Source organism: Pseudomonas sp. Nvir (assembly GCF_963778085.1).
Classification (GTDB): Bacteria; Pseudomonadota; Gammaproteobacteria; order Pseudomonadales; family Pseudomonadaceae; genus Aquipseudomonas; species Aquipseudomonas juntendi.
Map to the genome: position 1 here is coordinate 1,330,335 of NZ_OY970405.1, position 19,085 is coordinate 1,349,419.

General features: G+C 64.7%; 13 protein-coding genes and 4 tRNA genes. 9 read left to right on the forward strand and 8 right to left on the reverse strand.

From position 1 onward, the window contains the following. Window positions 1–10: 10 nt before the first annotated feature. Together AACG97_RS06445 and AACG97_RS06450 are read left to right on the forward strand one after the other, a co-directional pair. Window positions 11–844 (forward strand): amidohydrolase family protein, encoded by an 834-nt coding sequence (locus tag AACG97_RS06445; RefSeq protein ID WP_197886412.1) that lies wholly within the window; start codon window positions 11–13, stop codon window positions 842–844. A gap of 139 nt (window positions 845–983) precedes the next feature. Beyond that, the gene (locus AACG97_RS06450; RefSeq protein ID WP_197886413.1) at window positions 984–2,861 is read left to right on the forward strand and encodes an MFS transporter; all 1,878 of its coding nucleotides are present in this window, start codon (window positions 984–986) and stop codon (window positions 2,859–2,861) included. A gap of 9 nt (window positions 2,862–2,870) precedes the next feature. On the opposite strand, the gene sugE is transcribed toward AACG97_RS06450, so the two are convergent. The 3 genes from sugE to rdgC form a co-directional block, all read right to left on the reverse strand. After that, window positions 2,871–3,188 carry a quaternary ammonium compound efflux SMR transporter SugE gene (gene sugE, locus AACG97_RS06455; RefSeq protein ID WP_009686221.1) on the reverse strand — a complete coding sequence of 106 codons (318 nt, stop codon included), beginning with the start codon at window positions 3,186–3,188 and terminating at the stop codon, window positions 2,871–2,873. Between the two features lie 122 nt (window positions 3,189–3,310). Beyond that, entirely contained in the window at window positions 3,311–4,282 is a 972-nt protein-coding gene (locus AACG97_RS06460; RefSeq protein WP_232554959.1) for a bile acid:sodium symporter family protein, read from the reverse strand. Window positions 4,283–4,467: 185 nt separating this feature from the next. Continuing rightward, complete coding sequence (rdgC, locus tag AACG97_RS06465; protein ID WP_009686222.1) at window positions 4,468–5,388, reverse strand: recombination-associated protein RdgC; 921 nt, start codon at window positions 5,386–5,388, stop codon at window positions 4,468–4,470. A gap of 217 nt (window positions 5,389–5,605) precedes the next feature. On the opposite strand from rdgC, the gene AACG97_RS06470 reads away from it, so the two are divergent. The 4 genes from AACG97_RS06470 (at window position 5,606) to AACG97_RS06485 (ending at window position 6,107) form a co-directional block, all read left to right on the forward strand. Continuing rightward, window positions 5,606–5,681: transfer RNA gene (locus tag AACG97_RS06470), tRNA-Val, on the forward strand. A gap of 13 nt (window positions 5,682–5,694) precedes the next feature. Further along, a tRNA-Asp gene (locus AACG97_RS06475) sits at window positions 5,695–5,771 on the forward strand. A 170-nt stretch (window positions 5,772–5,941) separates the two neighbouring features. Continuing rightward, window positions 5,942–6,017: transfer RNA gene (locus AACG97_RS06480), tRNA-Val, on the forward strand. A gap of 13 nt (window positions 6,018–6,030) precedes the next feature. After that, window positions 6,031–6,107, forward strand: a tRNA-Asp gene (locus tag AACG97_RS06485). Window positions 6,108–6,215: 108 nt separating this feature from the next. Here the strand turns inward: AACG97_RS06485 and map are convergent. Further along, window positions 6,216–7,064, reverse strand: coding sequence for a type I methionyl aminopeptidase (gene map, locus AACG97_RS06490; protein WP_033691076.1), 849 nt, complete (start codon window positions 7,062–7,064; stop codon window positions 6,216–6,218). A 208-nt stretch (window positions 7,065–7,272) separates the two neighbouring features. Between map and AACG97_RS06495 the strand changes: the two genes are divergently transcribed. The 3 genes from AACG97_RS06495 (at window position 7,273) to nirD (ending at window position 14,550) form a co-directional block, all read left to right on the forward strand. Then, window positions 7,273–11,340: a bifunctional nitrate reductase/sulfite reductase flavoprotein subunit alpha gene (locus AACG97_RS06495; RefSeq protein WP_225785818.1), complete on the forward strand. Its 4,068-nt coding sequence runs from the start codon at window positions 7,273–7,275 to the stop codon at window positions 11,338–11,340. A 295-nt stretch (window positions 11,341–11,635) separates the two neighbouring features. Next, the gene (gene nirB / locus AACG97_RS06500) at window positions 11,636–14,188 is read left to right on the forward strand and encodes a nitrite reductase large subunit NirB (RefSeq protein WP_225785817.1); all 2,553 of its coding nucleotides are present in this window, start codon (window positions 11,636–11,638) and stop codon (window positions 14,186–14,188) included. Further along, window positions 14,188–14,550, forward strand: a complete 363-nt coding sequence (gene nirD, locus AACG97_RS06505) for a nitrite reductase small subunit NirD (protein WP_009686226.1) — start codon at window positions 14,188–14,190, stop codon at window positions 14,548–14,550. Before nirB ends, nirD begins: the two co-directional genes overlap by 1 nt. Before the next feature lie 127 nt (window positions 14,551–14,677). Here nirD and AACG97_RS06510 read toward each other — a convergent pair whose 3' ends face one another. The 4 genes from AACG97_RS06510 to AACG97_RS06525 form a co-directional block, all read right to left on the reverse strand. Beyond that, window positions 14,678–15,628, reverse strand: coding sequence for a 2-hydroxyacid dehydrogenase (locus AACG97_RS06510; protein WP_225785816.1), 951 nt, complete (start codon window positions 15,626–15,628; stop codon window positions 14,678–14,680). A 40-nt stretch (window positions 15,629–15,668) separates the two neighbouring features. Then, window positions 15,669–16,427: an SDR family oxidoreductase gene (locus AACG97_RS06515; protein ID WP_225785815.1), complete on the reverse strand. Its 759-nt coding sequence runs from the start codon at window positions 16,425–16,427 to the stop codon at window positions 15,669–15,671. An 18-nt stretch (window positions 16,428–16,445) separates the two neighbouring features. Then, a complete protein-coding gene (locus AACG97_RS06520) occupies window positions 16,446–17,156 on the reverse strand; it encodes a fumarylacetoacetate hydrolase family protein (RefSeq protein ID WP_029885870.1) in 711 nt (236 codons plus the stop codon). Between the two features lie 203 nt (window positions 17,157–17,359). After that, the gene (locus AACG97_RS06525; RefSeq protein WP_009686232.1) at window positions 17,360–18,700 is read right to left on the reverse strand and encodes an MFS transporter; all 1,341 of its coding nucleotides are present in this window, start codon (window positions 18,698–18,700) and stop codon (window positions 17,360–17,362) included. Window positions 18,701–19,085 lie beyond the last annotated feature (385 nt).

The following is a 19,085-nucleotide window of genomic DNA, read 5'->3' on the forward strand; positions in this document are numbered from 1 at the left end:
TATGAGAGCCATGCCCGACGTACCTCCTTTACACCTGAGCGCGATCGACAGCCACGCCCACGTTTTCAGCCGTGGGCTGGCGCTGGCCAGTGAGCGGCGCTATGCCCCTGATTACGATGCGCCGCTGGGCGACTACCTGGGCCAGCTGCTGGCCCATGGTTTCAGCCATGGCGTGCTGGTGCAGCCGAGTTTCCTCGGCACCGACAACCGCTACCTGCTCAGCGCCCTGCAGGCTGTGCCGCAGCAACTGCGCGGGGTGGTGATGCTGGCGCCCGATGTCGAGCCACACACCCTTGCCGACATGGCCCGGTCAGGCGTGCGTGGTGTGCGCCTGAACCTGATGGGCCAGGCTCTGCCGGACCTGGCCAGTGGCCGCTGGCGACCGCTGCTCGAACGCATTGGCGAACAAGGCTGGCACCTGGAACTGCACCGGCAGGTGGCGGACATACCGGCACTGGTCCGCGCGCTGCAGCCCTATGGCCTGAACATCGTCATCGACCATTTCGGCCGCCCCGATGCCCGCCGTGGGCTGGGTCAGCCCGGGTTCGCCGAACTGTTGACCCTGGGCGGGCAGGGCAAGGTTTGGGTGAAGGTGTCGGGGATCTACCGGTTGGCGGGGGCGCCGGACGAGAATCTGGCCTTCGCGCGCTCGGCACTGTGCGCGCTGGAAGCGCATTACGGCGCCGAGCGCTTGATGTGGGGCAGTGATTGGCCGCATACCCAGCATGAGTCGACGATCAGCTTTGCCACTGCAGTGCAGCAGTTCGAGGCCTTGGGTTGCTCGGCCCAGCTGCGCCAGGCCCTGCTGGTGGATACCGCGCGGGCTTTGTTCGGTTTCGAATGAGCGCCTGCCGGGCGCGATCGACCCGCTGAGCGTGGCGGGTTCTGACCCTGCGCTTGCCAGCCGCTGCATTTCCCATGCAGATTTGTGGCCTGGTGCGCCCGGCGCGCCTCCAATTGAAAAGCCATCAGGACCAAGGACGATGAGTCATTCCTCGCAATTCACCTTGCTCGGCAAGCGGCGCTTCCTGCCGTTTTTCATCACTCAGTCGCTGGGTGCCTTCAACGACAACCTGTTCAAGCAGTCGCTGATCCTGGCGATCCTGTTCAAGCTCAGCCTGGGCGAGGGTGACCGGTCGATCTGGGTCAACCTGTGTGCCTTGCTGTTCATTCTGCCGTTTTTCCTGTTTTCGGCGTTAGGTGGGCAGTTTGGCGAAAAGTTTGCCAAGGACGCGCTGATCCGCGCCATCAAGCTGGCCGAGATCGCGATCATGGCGGTCGGCGCCCTGGGCTTCATCACCAACCACCTGGCGCTGATGCTGGTGGCGCTGTTCGGCATGGGCACGCATTCGGCGCTGTTCGGCCCGGTGAAGTATTCCATCCTGCCCCAGGCCCTGCGTGAAGAAGAGCTGGTCGGTGGCAACGGGCTGGTCGAAACCGGCACCTTCCTTGCCATCCTGGCTGGCACCATCGGTGCCGGGGTGATGATGTCGGCCGACAGCTACGCCACCGTGGTGGCCGGGGGGGTGGTCGGCACTGCGGTGCAGGGCTACCTGGCCAGCCGCTGGATCCCGCGGGCAGCCGCGGCCTCGCCGAACATGCCGCTGGACTGGAATATCTTCAAGCAATCCTGGGTGATCCTGCGCATGGGCCTGGGCCAGCCGCCGGCAGTGTCGCGCTCGATCGTCGGTAACTCGTGGTTCTGGTTTGTCGGTGCCATCTACCTTACGCAGATTCCGGCCTACGCCAAGGACTGGCTGCACGGTGACGGCACCGTGGTAACGCTGGTGCTGACGCTGTTCTCGGTGGGCATCGCGCTGGGCTCGCTGCTGTGCGAACGGCTCAGCGGGCGCAAGGTGGAAATCGGCCTGGTGCCATTCGGCTCGTTCGGCCTGACCCTGTTCGGGCTGCTGTGGTGGTGGCACTCTGGCGATGTGCCAGCGGCCGCTGCGCCGCATGACTGGCTGGCGCTGCTGGGCATGAGCCAGGCCTGGTGGATCCTGCTGTCGATCATGGGGCTGGGGGTGTTCGGCGGCTTCTACATCGTGCCGCTGTATGCCTTGATTCAGGCCCGCACCGGCGAAGACCAGCGCGCCCGGATAATCGCGGCCAACAACATCCTCAATGCCCTGTTCATGGTGGTGTCGGCACTGCTCACCATCCTCCTGCTGGGCCTGGCCAAGCTGAGCATCCCCCAGCTGTTCCTGGTGGTGTCGCTGCTCAATATCGCGGTCAACGCCTACATTTTCAGGATCGTGCCCGAGTTCACCATGCGCTTCTTGATCTGGCTGCTCAGCCATTCGATGTACCGCGTGCAGCACCGTGACCTGCAGCGCATTCCCGACCAGGGTGCGGCGTTGCTGGTGTGCAACCATGTCTCGTTCGTCGACGCGCTGCTGTTGGGTGGGGCGATCCGCCGGCCGATCCGCTTTGTCATGTACTACAAGATCTACAACCTGCCGGTGCTCAACTTTGTCTTCCGTACCGCAGGGGCCATCCCGATTGCCGGGCGCAATGAAGACCAGGCCACGTACGAGCGGGCCTTCGCGCGCATTGCCGCGTACCTGGCCGACGGCGAACTGGTGTGCATCTTCCCTGAGGGCAAACTGACCGGTGATGGTGAAATCGATGTGTTCAAGGGGGGCGTCAAGCGCATCCTCGAAGAAACCCCGGTGCCGGTGATTCCGCTGGCCTTGCAGGGCTTGTGGGGCAGTTTCTTCAGCCGCGACCCACGCAAAGGCTTCTTCAAGCGGTTGTGGTCGCGGGTGACCATCGTGGCCGGTGCCGCCATCCCGGTGGAGGCGGCGCAGCCAGAGGCCCTGCGTGAGCAGGTCAGCCGCTTGCGCGGCAACCTGCGCTAGGGGAGGGGATCAGCTGGCGCTGACCTTCAGGCCGACCAGGCCGGTGATGATCAGCGCCACGCTAACCAGGCGTACCAGGGCCATGGATTCGCCGAAAAGAATAATGCCGGCGATTACCGTGCCCACGGCACCCACCCCGGTCCAGATGGCGTAGGCAGTGCCCAGCGGCAACTCCTTCATGGCCAGGCCCAGAAGGCCGAGGCTGATAGCCATGGCGGCGACGGTGAGTACGGTGGGCAGTGGCTTGCTGAAGCCGTCGGTGTATTTGAGGCCTACGGCCCAGCCGACCTCGAACAGGCCGGCGAAGAACAGGATGATCCAGGACATGGTGCTTCTCCATCGTGGTGAATGATGGGGCCGTCCCCGTAATGATCACGCGGTGCGTCGTGAGGTCGTCCTCACAGTGAGCACTATAGTGCACACCTGCAGGTTTCAGGGCAAGCCTGGCGTCACCCTCGATGCCTGGCCTGTTCCACCCCTTCAGCCTGCTCCCCGGGCTCACCCATGCGCCGGAACCAGGTCGACAGCAGAGCCCCGGAAATATTGTGCCAAACGCTGAACAATGCACTGGGCACCGCTGCCAGGGGCGAAAAATGCGCCGCTGCCAATGCCGCCCCCAGCCCCGAGTTCTGCATGCCCACCTCCAGCGCCAGTGACTTGCGCTGGGCCAGTGGCAGTTTGCACAGCCTGCCGGTCAGGTACCCCAGCAAGTAGCCAAAGCTTTTGTGCAGCACTACCACTGCCATGATCAGCAGTCCCGATTCGGCAATTTTTGCCTGGCTGGCCGCCACCACTGCGCACACGATCATCACGATGCTCACCACCGACACCAGCGGTAGCACTTGCACAGCCGCCTGCACGCGGGCACCGAGCAAACGCTGGGCGATAACGCCCAGCACGATCGGCAGCATCACCAGTTGCAGGATCGACCAGAACATGTCCATGAAGGACACCGGCAGCCACGCCGAGGCCAGGAACCAGATCAGGGCAGGGGTCAGCAGTGGCGCCAGCAGGGTCGTGACGGCAGCAATTGCCACGGCCAGGGCCAGGTCGCCCCGAGACAGCCAGACCATCACGTTGGAGGCCGTGCCACTGGGGCAACAGCCAACCAGGATCACCCCCACGGCAATTTCCGGCGGCAGCTGGAACAGCTGGCACAGCAGCCAGGCCATGCCCGGCATGATCACGAAGTGCGCAACCACCCCCAGCATCACCCGCCAGGGCTGGCGGGCGAGGGCGGCGAAGTCGTCGAGCTTGAGGGTGAGGCCCATGCCGAACATCACCAGCCCCAGCAGCGGCACGATGGCTACCTTCAAGGCGATGAACCATTGCGGTTGCAGGAAAGCCAGCAGGGCGAACACCATCACCCACAGGGCGAAGGTGTTGCCGACAAAGCGGCTGAGGGCGGCGAGGGCACGCATGGGTCAATTCCTTTTCTATTTATGGCTTCAGGCATTTCACTGGCCTCTTCGCGGGCTTGCCCGCTCCCACAGGTACATCACAGTATTCAGGCCCTGTGTTGTACCTGTGGGAGCGGGCAAGCCCGCGAAGAGGCCAGCACTGTCCAGGGATTTCTCCCAAGCCAGCACCGGCATTTCGAACTGCATCAGACCCCCTGCGGAATCTCCTCGCCACCCAGGGCCTCGAACAGCACCGGCAAGAATTCGGCAAAGGTCATCATCATCAGCTGGAAGCTGGCGTCGAACTGCTGGGCCGCCTCATCGCCACCGTCCTGTTCGGCCTGCTCCTGCAGCAGCTCTTCGAACTTCAGGCGCTTGATGACCATCTTGTCGTCGAGGATGAACGACAGCTTGTCCTGCCAGGCCAGGGCCAGTTGGGTAACCACCTTGCCGGTGCTCAGGTGCAGCTGGATTTCTTCGCCGGTCAGGTCCTGGCGTTTGCAGCGCACGATGCCACCGTCTTCGGCGGTGTCGCGCAGTTCGCACTCGTCCAGCACGTAGAAGCCTTCAGCAGCCTGTTGCGACTTGACCCAGTCGGTCATGGTGGCAACCGGTGCGATTTTTACCGTGGCTGGGCGCACTGGCAGCGAGCCCATCACTTCACGCAGGGTCGACAGCAGGTCTTCGGCACGCTTGGCGCTGGCCGAGTTGACCAGGATCACACCCTGACGCGGGGCAATGGCAGCGAAAATCATCGAGCGGCGGATGAACGCGCGCGGCAGGAAGGCCTGGATGATCTCATCCTTGATCTGGTCGCGTTCCTTCTTGTAGACCTTGCGCATCTGCTCGGTCTCGATCTCTTCGACCTTTTCCTTCACGGCGTCATTGACCACGCTGCTTGGCAGGATGCGTTCTTCCTTGCGTGCGGCAATCAGCAGGTACTCGCCGCTGACATGCACCAAGGGCGCGTCTTCGCCTTTGCCGAACGGTGCGATGAAACCATAGGTGGACAGCTCCTGGCTGGCACAGGCGCGGGCCGGCTTGCTGGCCAGGGCGGCCTCCAGCGCTTCAGGCTCGAACGGTACTTCCTGGGTCAGGCGGTAGGTCAGCAGGTTCTTGAACCACATGCGGGGCAATCTCTCATTAATGCATAAGGCGGGCATTATTCTCCGAGCAGTGCTCCCAGGCCAACCCTGTCAGAGGGCCAGCAGTGGTTAATGGCGCAAGAAAACGCCTGGCAACGCTAGGTCTTTGAAAGGCCTGAGGTTTTTTTTGAAGAAAGTTTAAAAAGTGCTTGCCAGGGTGCAGGGGCGTACGTAGAATGCGCGCCACACCGAGAGACATGGGTGATTAGCTCAGCCGGGAGAGCATCTGCCTTACAAGCAGAGGGTCGGCGGTTCGATCCCGTCATCACCCACCACTCGATGTATAGCGCAGCGGTAGTTCAGTCGGTTAGAATACCGGCCTGTCACGCCGGGGGTCGCGGGTTCGAGTCCCGTCCGCTGCGCCATATTCAACTTCCAGGGCCCACTGAACACCCGGAAGTTACAAAGAAAGCGACCTTAGGGTCGCTTTTTTTTTGCCTGAAATTCTGTGCCTGATTTAAATGCGCAAAAACTTCGATAAGGGCTTGCCAGAGCGAAAAGTCGCCCGTAGAATGCGCGCCACACCGAGAGACATGGGTGATTAGCTCAGCCGGGAGAGCATCTGCCTTACAAGCAGAGGGTCGGCGGTTCGATCCCGTCATCACCCACCACTCGATGTATAGCGCAGCGGTAGTTCAGTCGGTTAGAATACCGGCCTGTCACGCCGGGGGTCGCGGGTTCGAGTCCCGTCCGCTGCGCCATATTCAACTTCCAGGGCCCACTGAACACCCGGAAGTTACAAAGAAAGCGACCCTAGGGTCGCTTTTTTTGTGCCTGTATGCTTCAAGAGCCCGCAGAGCGCTTCAGTTTCAGCCCCAGCGTTCTTCTTCACGCAACGTCAGCACTTCGAAACCGTCGTCCGTCACCGCCACCGTGTGCTCCCACTGCGCCGACAAGCTGTGGTCGCGGGTAACCACCGTCCAGCCATCTTTCAGTTCGCGCGTGCCGCGCCCACCCTGGTTGATCATCGGTTCGATGGTGAACACCATGCCTGGCTTGAGCTTCATGCCCATGCCGCGCTGGCCCACGTGCAACACCTCCGGTGCTTCATGCATCTGCTGGCCGATACCATGCCCACAGTATTCGCGCACCACGCTGTAGCCCGCGGCCTCGGCATGGGCCTGCACGGCGTGGCCGATGTCACCCAGCGTGGCCCCTGGGCGCACCTGCTCGATGCCTTTCCACAGCGCTGCATAGGTGGTGTCGACCAGGCGGCGGGCCTCGTCGCTGATCGTGCCAATGCAGTACATCTTCGAGGCGTCGGCGATGTAGCCGCCCTGTTCCAGGGTAATGTCGACGTTGACGATCGAGCCTTCCTCAAGCACCTCGTCGGCTTTGGGCATGCCATGGCACACCACATGGTCCACCGACGTATTGAGCGAGTAGGGGAACCCGTACTGGCCCTTGCTCGCAGGCCGGGCCTTGAGCGTTTCGACAATGTAGGCTTCGGCGCGGTCGTTGATTTGCAGGGTGGTCACGCCGGGGCGGATGAAATTGTCGAGGTCAGCGAATACCTGGGCCAGCAACTGGCCGGCCCGGCGCATCAGCTCGAGTTGGGCGGGGGTCTTGAGGATCACCTGGGGCATGGGGAAAGGGCGGTTGCTCATGCTGGAATTTGCCCCAGCATAGCGCCAGCGGGTGTGAAGTTGCCACCGCATGGTGCGCAGGGTGCGCACGGTACGCCAGAGCGCGGGCGTGGTAGAAGCGTCTGCTCCAGCTGGCCCACTAATTGCTGGCTACCTCCCATCCCGGGCCATCAACGTCGACAGCCCGCACATTCTCACGACAAAGGCGCCGTGTTGCCCCCGCTTGCTGCTGCAGGCCGGGGCAGCCGGCGCCTTTTTGCGTTTCCACAGGAGCCCGCCCATGGTCAATAACGAAGTGCGCAGCGTATGCCCGTATTGCGGGGTTGGTTGCGGCATCGTCATGAGCGTTGCCGATGGCAAGGTCGGCAAGATCAGCGGCGACAAGCAGCACCCCAGCAACTACGGCCGGCTGTGCACCAAGGGCCTCACCGCCCACTTGCCGCTGACGGCGGCCGGGCGCATGGAAGACGCCTACCTGCGCCAGCAACGCAACCAGCCGCCGGTGCGCGCCAACATGGACCAGGCCATTGCCGAGAGTGCTAAGCGCCTGCGTGGCATCATCGACCAGCATGGGCCAGACGCCGTAGCGCTCTACGTGTCCGGGCAGATGTCGCTGGAGGCCCAGTACCTGGCCAACAAGCTGGCCAAGGGTTTCATTCGCACCCGCCACATCGAGTCCAATTCGCGCTTGTGCATGGCCAGTGCCGGCAGCGGCTACAAGCTGTCGCTAGGCGCCGACGGCCCGCCTGGCAGCTACGAGGATTTCGAGCACGCCGATGTGTTTCTGGTGATCGGTTCGAACATGGCTGACTGCCACCCGATCCTGTTCCTGCGCCTGCTCGACCGGGTCAAGGCGGGGGCCAAACTGATCGTCGTCGATCCCCGGCGCAGCGCCACGGCGGACAAGGCCGACCTGTTCCTGCAGCTGCGCCCCGGCAGCGACATGGCCTTGCTCAATGGCCTGCTGCACCTGCTGCATCGCAATGGCCACACCCAACCGGACTTTATCGCCCGCCATACCGAAGGCTGGGACGACATGCCCGCCTTGCTCGATGACTACAGCCCCGAACGGGTGGCCGCCATCACCGGGCTGGCCGAGGCCGACATCGTCAAGGCCGCGCAATGGATCGGCAGCGCCGGCAACTGGATGAGCTGCTGGACCATGGGGCTGAACCAGAGCATTCATGGCACCTGGCACAGCAATGCCATCTGCAACCTGCACCTGGCCACCGGTGCCATTTGCCGCCCTGGCAGCGGGCCGTTCTCGTTGACCGGCCAGCCCAATGCCATGGGCGGCCGCGAAATGGGCTACATGGGGCCCGGCTTGCCCGGCCAGCGCTCGGCACTGGTGGCGGCTGACCGTGCCTTCGTCGAACAGCAGTGGCAACTGCCACCCGGTAGCCTGCGCAGCGAAGCCGGCGAGGGAACGGTGGCCCTGTTCGAGCAACTCGAGGCCGGCGAGGTGAAAGCCTGCTGGATCATCTGCAGCAACCCGGTTGCCAGTGTCGCCAACCGCCAGCAGGTGCTCGACGGCTTGCGCCAGGCCGACCTGGTGATCGCCCAGGACGCCTTCCTCGACACCGAAACCAACCGTTACGCCGATATCCTGCTGCCTGCTGCGCTGTGGGCCGAAGGCGAGGGCGTGATGATCAACAGCGAACGCAACCTGACCCTGATGCCCCGCGCTGTCGAGCCGCCCGGGCAAAGCCTGCCGGACTGGCAGATCATCGCCCGCGTGGCCTGCGCGATGGGCTATGGCGAGGCCTTCGATTACCCGAACGCCGAGGCGGTGTATGAGGAAATTCGCCGCTTTCACAACCCGGCCACCGGCTATGACCTGCGTGGCATCAGCTATGCCGACCTGCGTCAGCAACCCCGGCAGTGGCCCAGCGCCCCGGGGCGCGAGCAGCACCGCAGCCCGCTGCGTTACCTGAACGATGGCAGCAGCCAGGCGCTGCTGCTCGATGACCAAGGGCAGCGGCCGGCTATCGCCTTCCCCACGGCCAGTGGCAAGGCACGCTTCTTCGCCCGGCCCTGGTTGCCCGCCGCTGAGTTGCCAGATGACGCCTACCCCCTGGTGCTCAACACCGGCCGCGTGCAGCACCACTGGCATACCCTGACCAAGACCGGCAAGGTACCGGCGCTGAACAAGCTAGAGCCCGGCCCGTTCGTTGAAATCCACCCGGAAGATGCCGCCCGTTTGGGCATTGCCGAGAAAGACCAGGTGGCCGTTCGCTCGCGGCGTGGCCAGGCCGTGCTCCCGGCGCGTATCAGCGACCGGGTCATGCCAGGCAACTGCTTTGCGCCGTTTCACTGGAACGACCTGTTCGGTGAGCAGCTGGCCATCAATGCCGTCACCTGCGATGCGCTCGACCCACTGTCGTTGCAGCCCGCATTCAAGCACTGCGCCGTGGCCCTGCAGCGGGTTGCCGGCGAGCGTATCGATGCCCTTGAACTGCACACCTCCGTTGCCGAGCCTGCCAGCATGCCGACCGCCACCTTGTCCCGCCTGTTAGGCCTGGACACCTTGCCGGCCCCGGTGCTGGCCGACGACGAGCGCCACTATCTGCAAGGTTTTCTGCTGGGGCTGGCCCAGGCGCGCGTCGACGCTGTGCCCAGCCTGCCGGCCAGTGCGCCGCTGCCGGCCAGCCGGCGTATGTTCGTTGACGGCTTGCTGGCCGGGCTGTTCGCGACCCCGGCCCAGGCACCGGCCGCGGCGCCAGCCCAGCCGCTGCACCAGGTGGTATGGGCTTCGCAGACCGGCAACTGCGAACTGCTGGCCGAGCGCTGCGCCGAACGCCTGCGCGGCGCAGGCCTGCAGGTGCAGCTCAGTTGCATGCAGGCGACCCGCCCCAGCCAGCTGCGCGGTGCTGCCAGCGTGGTGTTCATTACCAGCACGTTCGGTGATGGCGAGGCCCCCGACAGTGCCGCGAACTTCTGGCAGGCGTTGCAGGGTGAGGAGGGCGGCCACTGTGCTGAGCTGCCGTATGCCGTGCTGGCCTTGGGCGACTCCAGTTATGAGCAGTTCTGTGGTTTTGGCCGCAAGCTGGACCAGCGGCTGGCCGAGCTGGGCGGCCGGCGCCTGCTGCAACGGGTGGAGTGCGAGCCCGACTTCGACGAAGCGTTTGCCGGCTGGCTGGAGGCGCTGCTGCCAAGCCTGGGCAGCACCGCCGCGGCACAGCCGGCCGGCGCAGCGGCACCCGTGGCGGCTTACACCAAGCAGCAGCCCTGTGCAGCGGCACCCGTGGCGGCTTACACCAAGCAGCAGCCCTGTGCGGCTACCCTGCTGGAAAACCGCCTGCTCAACGGCCCCGGTGCCAGCAAGGAAACCCGCCAGTTGGTCTTCGACCTCAGTGGCAGCGGTTTTACCTACGCCGCCGGCGACGCCCTGGGGGTATGGCCACGCAATTGTCCGGCGCTGGTCGCAGAACTGCTGGCGCTGATGCAACTCGACGGCCAGGCGCTGGTGGAATTGAAGGGCCAGCCCGCCATGCCGCTGGCCGAAGCCCTGCAGGCACACCTGGAAATCGCCAAGGTCACCCCACAGCAACTGCAGGTGTTCGCCGCTAATGCCCCCGACCTGCAGCGCCTGCTGCAGCCCGAGTGCAAGGCCGAACTGCAAGCGTGGTTGTGGGGCCGGCAACTGGTCGATGTGTTGCGCGCCTTCCCGCAGCAACTGCCACTGGCCAGTTGGCTCGCGTTGCTCAAGCCGTTGCAGCCACGGCTGTACTCGATCAGTTCCAGCCCACTGGCGCACCCGCAACAGGTGCACCTGACCGTTTCCACGGTGCGCTACGGTGATCGCAACGGTGTGTGCTCCAGCTTCCTGGCCGACCGGGCACAGGCGTTGAAGGTGGCGATTTTCCCGCAGGTGTCGAAGCACTTCCGCCTGCCTGAAGACGATGGTGTGCCGTTGATCATGGTCGGCCCTGGCACTGGCATTGCGCCGTTTCGGGCGTTCCTTGAAGAGCGTGAAGCGCGCGGCGCCAGCGGGCCGAACTGGCTGTTCTTCGGCGAGCAGCACGCTGCGAGCGACTTTTATTACCAGGCGCAATTGCAGGCCTGGCAAGCCACGGGGCACCTGCGGTTGGACACGGCGTTCTCGCGTGACCAGGCGCAAAAGATCTACGTGCAGACGCGCATGCTCGAGCACGGTGCGCAGCTGTGGCAATGGTTGCAGGCCGGGGCGTACTTCTATGTCTGCGGTGATGCCCAGCGCATGGCCAGGGATGTGGATGCGGCCTTGCGGGCGATTGTCGCCGAGCATGGCGGCATGGATGCGGCGGCGGCTGATGCCTACGTCGACGGCCTGAACCAGGCCCGGCGCTACCGGCGTGACGTGTACTGATGTGCACCGCGATGGGCTGCAGTGCACTGTGAATGTGCGCAGCCGGTGCCGGGTGGCGGGCGAGCGAGCCCGCTGCTGCAAAGCCCTGGAACGCTGTGCAGGCCCGTGCAGGCGCGGGTTTGCGCGTAACGCGTCCACCCCCGGCAACAGGCTTGGCACACTCCCTGCTTAGCCCATGTAACAACAAAGCCCACTGATCAACGGCGATCAACCGGGCCCCCTACCGTGATGAATACAGGCAAAGGCGCCTGGAGCTTCGGCTCCAGGCGCTTTTTTTTTGATCGAGGATCGGCTTATGAAGGCAACAGCGAGCAGCGGGCAACGAGAGCGACTGGTCATCGTCGGCAACGGCATGGTCGGCCACCACTGTGTCGAACAACTGGTCAGCCGCGGCGCCCTGCAGCAGTTCGAGGTACGGGTGTTCGGCGAGGAGCGCCAGCGCGCCTACGACCGAGTGCACCTGTCCGAGTACTTTGGCGGTAGCTGTGCCGAAACCCTGGCCCTGTGCGAGCGCGACTTCTACACCGCCAGCGGCGTGCACCTGCACCTTGGCGAAGCGGTCCTGCAGATCGATCGCGAGCGCGGCGAGGTGGTTACCGCCCAAGGCCGCTACGGCTACGACCAACTGGTCCTGGCGACCGGTTCCTACCCCTTTGTGCCGCCGATCGAGGGCTCCAGCGGTGATGCCCGCCTGGTCTACCGTACCCTCGACGACCTCGATGGCATTCGCGCTGCCGCCGCCAGCGCCCGCCGTGGCGTGGTGGTGGGGGGTGGCCTGCTGGGGCTGGAAGCAGCCAACGCCCTCAAGTCGCTCGGCCTGGAAGCCCACGTGGTGGAGTTCGCGCCACGGCTGATGCCGGTGCAGCTGGATGGCGAGGGCGGCGCAGCGCTCAAGGCACAGATCGAAGCGCTGGGCGTGGGGGTGCACCTGTCGCGTGCCACCCAGTCGATCAGCCAGGGCGACGCCTACCGCTACCGCATGAACTTCGACGGTGGCCAATACCTGGAAACCGACCTGATCGTGTTCTCCGCTGGCATTCGCCCACAAGATGCCCTTGGCCGTGCCTGCGGCCTGGACATCGCCCCACGCGGCGGGGTGGTGATCGACGAGCACTGCCGCAGCAGTGACCCGCGCATCTTTGCCATCGGTGAATGTGCATCGTGGAACGGCAGCGTGTTCGGCCTGGTCGCGCCCGGCTACAGCATGGCGCGCAACCTGGCGGCATTGCTCTGCGGCGAGGCACCGGTGCCGTTCAGCGGTGCCGACATGTCGACCAAGCTCAAGCTGCTGGGGGTGGACGTCGGTTCGATCGGTGATGCCCACGGTGCTACGCCCGGTGCACGCAGCTACCGCTTCATCGACGAAGCCAACAGCGCCTACCGGCGGCTGGTGGTGGATGCCAGCGGCAAGCATGTGCTGGGTGCGGTGCTGGTTGGCGACAACAGCTATTACGACACCTTGCTGCAGTATGCCCAGAACGGCATTGCCCTGCCGGCCGACCCCGCCGCGCTGATCCTGCCGCAAGGCGGCGCAGCACCAGCGCTGGGGGCCGACGCCTTGCCCGACAGCGCCACCATCTGCTCCTGCCATAACGTCAGCAAGGGTGCAGTCTGTGCCGCCGTCGACAGCGGCTGCAGCGACCTGGCTGCGGTCAAGGGCTGCACCAAGGCGGCAACCGGCTGTGGCGGCTGCGCGGCCTTGCTCAAGCAAGTCTTCGAGCATGAACTGACGGCCCGCGGTGTAGCGGTGGACAAAAGCCTGTGCGAGCACTTCGCCTACACCCGGCAAGAACTCTACGCCATGGTGCGGGTGGAGGGCATCCGCACCTTCAGCGAACTGCTCGCCCGTCACGGCGAGGGCCACACCGGCTGTGACATCTGCAAGCCGGCGGTGGGCAACATCCTTGCCTCCTGCTGGAACCAGCCGATCATGGACCCGGCGCTGGTGCCGCTGCAGGATACCAACGACACCTTCATGGCCAATATGCAGAAAAACGGCACCTACTCAGTGGTGCCGCGTATTCCGGGGGGTGAAATCACCCCGGACAAACTCATCGTGATTGGCCAGGTGGCCAAGAAGTACGACCTGTACACCAAGATCACCGGCGGCCAGCGCATCGACCTGTTCGGCGCCCAGCTGCACGAATTGCCGCTCATCTGGGGGGAGTTGATCGAGGCCGGTTTCGAAACAGGCCATGCCTACGGCAAATCGACCCGCACGGTGAAGTCGTGCGTGGGCAGTACCTGGTGCCGCTACGGCGTGCAGGACAGCGTGGCCATGGCCCTGCGCCTGGAAGACCGCTACAAGGGCCTGCGCAGCCCGCACAAGCTCAAATTCGCCGTGTCTGGCTGCACCCGCGAATGTGCCGAGGCCCAGAGCAAGGACATTGGTGTGATCGCCACCGACAAGGGCTGGAACCTGTACGTGTGCGGTAACGGCGGTATGCGCCCGCGGCATGCCGAACTGTTTGCCACCGACCTGGACGACGAAACCCTGGTACGCCTGATCGACCGCGTGCTGATGTTCTATATCCGCACCGCCGACAAGCTGCAGCGCACTTCGGTGTGGCGTGAAAACCTCGAGGGCGGGCTGGACTACCTGAAACAGGTGGTCATCGACGACAGCCTGGGCCTGGCCAGCGAACTGGAAGCGCAGATGCAGCATGTGGTCGACCAGTATCAGTGCGAATGGGCCAACGCCCTGAACGACCCCGAGAAGCTCAAGCGCTTCCGGACCTTTGTCAACGACCAGCGCGCCGACCCGGACGTGCACTTCGTGCGTGAACGCGAACAACGCCGGCCTGCCGCGCCGCTGCACCTGATCCCCACTGTCGAGGAGGCTGTCTGATGATGCTGTCCAATGCTGCTGTGAACAAACGCGAGAACTGGCAGGCCGTGTGCCGGGCGCAAGACCTGGTGGCCGACTCCGGTGTGGTGGTGTGGCTCGACGGTGCCCAGGTGGCGCTGTTCTATCTGCCTGGCCAAGCCCAGGCGCTGTACGCGGTGGACAACCGCGACCCACGCTCCGGGGCCAACATCATCGGCCGCGGCTTGGTGGGGAGCGTGCAGGGTGAGCTGGTGGTGGCGGCGCCTTTGTACAAGCAGCATTTCAGCCTGCACACCGGGGAATGCCTGGAGGACAGCGGGCAGCGCTTGCGGGTGTGGCCGGTGCGGTTGAAGGGTGACGCGGTGGAACTGGGTGTGGCCTGATTCTCGTGTATTGCCAGTGCCGGCCCTTTCGCGGGCTTGCCCGCTCCTACAGGTACAGCGCAGCCCTCAAGCCCTGCGATGACTCTGTGGGAGCGGGCGAGCCCGCAAAGAGGCCGGCACACGTGCCTCAGAACACCAGCCCCTGCGGCGTGCGCCCGGCAAACACATCCACCAGGCTGGCCACCACCATCTCGCCCATGCGCGTGCGGGTCTGCACGGTGGCACTGGCCCGGTGCGGCTGCAGTACCACGTCCTCACGCTCGAACAACGCCTCGGGCGCTCGCGGCTCATCGGCAAACACATCCAGCGCCACGCCGGCGATCTCGCCAGCCTGTAATGCCGCGATCAAGGCCGGTTCGTCCACCAGCTTGCCGCGCGCGATGTTGATCAGGTAACCCTCGCTGCCCAAGGCCCGCAGCACGTCGCGATCGATCAGCGCCTCACCCTTGTCGGCCGCCGCTGCAAGGATCAGTGCGTCGCTGTGCTTGGCCAACTGCAGCAGGTCGGCCTCGAAGCCGTATGGCACATCCAGCGCCTGCAAGTCGGTGTAGCGAATCGGGCAACCGAACGCGGCTGCCCGCTGCGCCACCGCGCGGCCGACCCGGCCCATGCCGACAATGCCCACGCGCATGCCCGACACCTGACGGGCCAGTGGCAACGGTGCCAGCGGCGTGGCACTGGTGGCCCAATGGCCGGCGCGCACGAAACGGTCACCGGTGCAGATGCCCCGGCACACACCGATCAGCAGGCCGATGGCGAGGTCGGCAACGTCCTCGGTGAGGGCGCCGATGGTCGCTGTCACCTGGATACCGCGGTCGCGGGCGTAGGCCAGGTCGACCGCGTCGGTGCCGACACCATTGACCGCGATCACTTCCAGGTTGGGCAGGCGCGCCATCAGTGCCTGGCTGATACCCGTGTGGCCACCGGTGATCACGCCGCGGATATTGTCGGCATGCTGGCTGACGTAGGCGTGCTTGTCGGCCTGTTCGTAGTAGCGGTGTACGGTGAACAACTGTTCAAGGCGCTCACGGATCTGCGGGATGAGGATCGGGCTAAGTTGCAGGACTTCGGGTTTCATCGGTCACTCCATCAGGAACAGGGTTCATCGAAAGCAAGGTTCAGCCACGGCCAACGAATGGCATGTTGCTGGCCATCACGGTCATGTTCAGTACATTGGCGTCCAGCGGCAGCGCAGCGATGTAGCGCACCGCGTCGGCCACATGGCGCACGTTTAGCATTGGCTCGGCGGCGGTCTCGCCATTGGCCTGGCGCACACCACGGGTCATGCGCTCGGACAGCTCGGTCAGGGCGTTGCCAATGTCCACCTGGCTGCAGACGATGTTGTAAGGCCGGCCGTCCAGCGCCAGTGCCTTGGTCAGGCCCAGCACCGCATGCTTGCTGGCGGTGTAGGGCGCGGTGAACGGGCGCGGGGTATGCGCCGATATCGAGCCGTTGTTGATGATCCGCCCGCCTTGCGGCTGCTGGCGGCGCATCAGGCCGAAGGCCGCGCGGGCACACAGGAACACCCCATCGACGTTGGTAGCGATGACGTTGCGCCAGTTTTCCAGCGGCAGCTCGTCGACCGGTACGGCCGGGGCATTGATGCCGGCATTGTTGAAGATCACGTCGAGGCGGCCATGTACCTCCTCGACGGTGGCAAACAGCTGCGCGACGCTCTGTTCATCACGCACGTCAGTGGCTACCGCCATGGCTTCACCGCCCGCAGCCTGCGCCTGTTCGACGACCGCTTGCAGCGGTTCGAGACGGCGCCCGGCGAGGACCAGGCTGAAGCCATCCTCCAGCAGGGCGAGGGCGACGGCGCGGCCGATGCCGCTGCCGGCGCCGGTGACCAGAGCGATTTTCCTGTTCTGCTTCATTTCGTCACTCCAGGGGAATCAGGCAGCGTTGGCGGCTTGCCCGGCAGGGCGGGGGCCGACGTGCAAGTGCAGTTCGCCGATACCGTCGATGCCGGCGTGGAGGGTGTCGCCCGGGTTCAGCGCCGCCACCCCGGGCGGGCTGCCGGTCATGATCAGGTCGCCCGGGCGGAGCGGCAGCTGGCGGGACAGCCGGCTGATGACTTCGGCCAACGTCCAGGTCTGCTGGCTGAGGTGGGCACGCTGGCGCTCCTGGCCATTGACCTGCAGCCACAGCGTCGCATTCAGCGGCCAGGCGCACTCGCTGGCGGGGACGATGGCAGTCATGGGGGCCGAGGCCTCGAACACTTTGGCCGCCTCCCAGGGCAGGCCCTCGGCCTTGGCCTTGCGCTGGTGATCGCGCCGGGTCATGTCCAGGCCGGCGGCAAAGCCGAACACGTGTTCCAGGGCATGCTCCGGGGCGATGTCGGCACCGCCCTTGGCGATGGCTGCGACCAGCTCGATTTCGTGGCAAAACTCGTCGGTCTGCGGCGGGAAGGGCAGCTCGCCCGCTGCCTCGACCACATTGCTCGCGGGTTTCATGAAGAACACCGGCTCCTGTGGCGCCGGCCCGTAGGTTTCCGGCCATGGGTAGTTGCGGCCCAGGCAGAACACCCGGCCGACCGGAAAGCGCACATCGCTGCCGCGGATCGGCAGGCTGACGATGGCCGGCGGGTTGAACAGGTAAGTCATGGGTCAATCCTCCTTGCTGGGGTGGCCAGCGTATGTCACGGGCTGGCCGGTAAAGTTGGACGAAAGCGGGGTTGGGTTGGACTATCCAGGCAACCTGTACCGGCCCTATCGCCGGCAAGCCGGCGCCCACAGGTCCAGGCAACTGCGCAGGCCTTGTGGGAGCTGGCTTGCCAGCGATGAGGCCAGCACAGGCCGTGGGAATCTCAAGCTGCAGTCTTGAGCTCGATGCGGTACAGCTTCCCCAGCAGCAGCGAATACGAAAGCGTCCCCATCAACGCCACCGCGCCAATGAACCAGAACGCCATGGCGAATGAACCGCTGGCCTGCACGATCGCGCCAATCACGATGGGCGTAACGATGCCGCCAATGTTCGCGGCCAGGCTGGTAATCCCGCCGGTCAGGCCGATCAGCTCCTTGGGCGCCACTTCCGACACTGCCGCCCATGACGACGAAGCGATACCCTGGGCAAAGAACGCCAGGGTCAGGACGGCGATGCACAGCACGTTGGAGTCGGTGAAGTTCACCAGCACGATCGACATGCCCAGCATCGAGCCCACCACCAGCGGCAGCTTGCGGGCGAACGACAGCGAGTACCCCTTGCGGATCAGCAGGTCGGAGACGATGCCCGCCAGCAGGATGCCAACCGTAGCGCCAATGAACGGCATGACCGCGAAAATGCCGACCTTGATCAAGGTCAGCTGGCGCTCTTCGATCAGGTAGGTCGGGAACCAGGTCAGGAAGAAATAGAGTGCCGAGGTGCTGGCGAACTTGCCCAGGCAGATCGCCCACACCTGGCGGTAGCGGAACAGCTCGGCGACCTGGCGCCAGTCGAAACGGGTGCGTTGCTGGCTGCTTTTGACCAAGCCGCCGCCGTTCTCTATGTAGGCCAGTTCTTCCTTGCTGACCTTCTTGCAATTCAACGGGTCGCGGTACAGGAACAGCCACACCACGCCAAACACGATGCCGACCAGGCCCGTGCTGTAGAACACATGGCGCCAGTCGTAGGTGGTCGCCAGCCACAGCAGGGCGCCAGTGAACAGCGCCGTGCCCAGGTACTGGCCGCACACGTAGATGCTGCTGGCCATGCCGCGCTCGCGGGCGGGGAACCACACGGTGACGGCGCGGCTGTTGGCCGGGAAGGCCGGGGCCTCCATGGCACCGACCGCCAGGCGCAGGCCGAACAGCGAGGCAAAGCCACTGGCCAGGCCCTGGGCCACGGTCACTGCCGACCAGCTGATCAGCGACACGCCGTAGGTCAGGCGCGAGCCGAAGCGGTCGGCGATGAAGCCTGCCGGCACCAAGGCCAGGGCGTAGGTCCAGGCGAAGGCGGAGAAAATCAGGCCCATCTCGACCTTGTCCAGGCCAAGGTCCTTGGCCATGAACGGCGCGGCGATGGAAATGTTCACCCGGTCGACGTAGTTGATGATGGTCGCCACCAGCAGCAGTGACAGCATGAACCAGCGCCGGCGGGTGGGCAGGCGCTGGGCAGGGGCCGCGTCCAGCGCGTACGACGACGCGGCGCGGGGGGTAGGCGTGCTCGACATGAGTCGACCTCGTTTGTTGTTGTTGGTAGAGGTTGGGCTACAGTCCCTCTACTAAGGTGGTCGTACAACGCTTTGAATGCAACGGCGGTTTTAGATCGTTTTTTTCACGGGAGGCGAGGGAAGACTGCACTGTCCAAAAAATCGAGAGGTAGGGTTTTGACCGGTTTTTCTGCTGGGTGTCGCATTTCTAGCGGGCTGTGGACGTTCAGGGTTGCGCAGGTTTTTGCAGACAGGTTTAATTTGATGAGTTTGGACATCGTACAACTTGTGTTGCCTGCTCCGGCCTCTTCGCGGGCTTGCCCGCTCCCACAGGTGCAGCGCAGCCCTCAAGCCCTGTGATGATGCTGTGGGAGCGGGCGTGCCCGCGAAGCGGCCGGAACAGGCA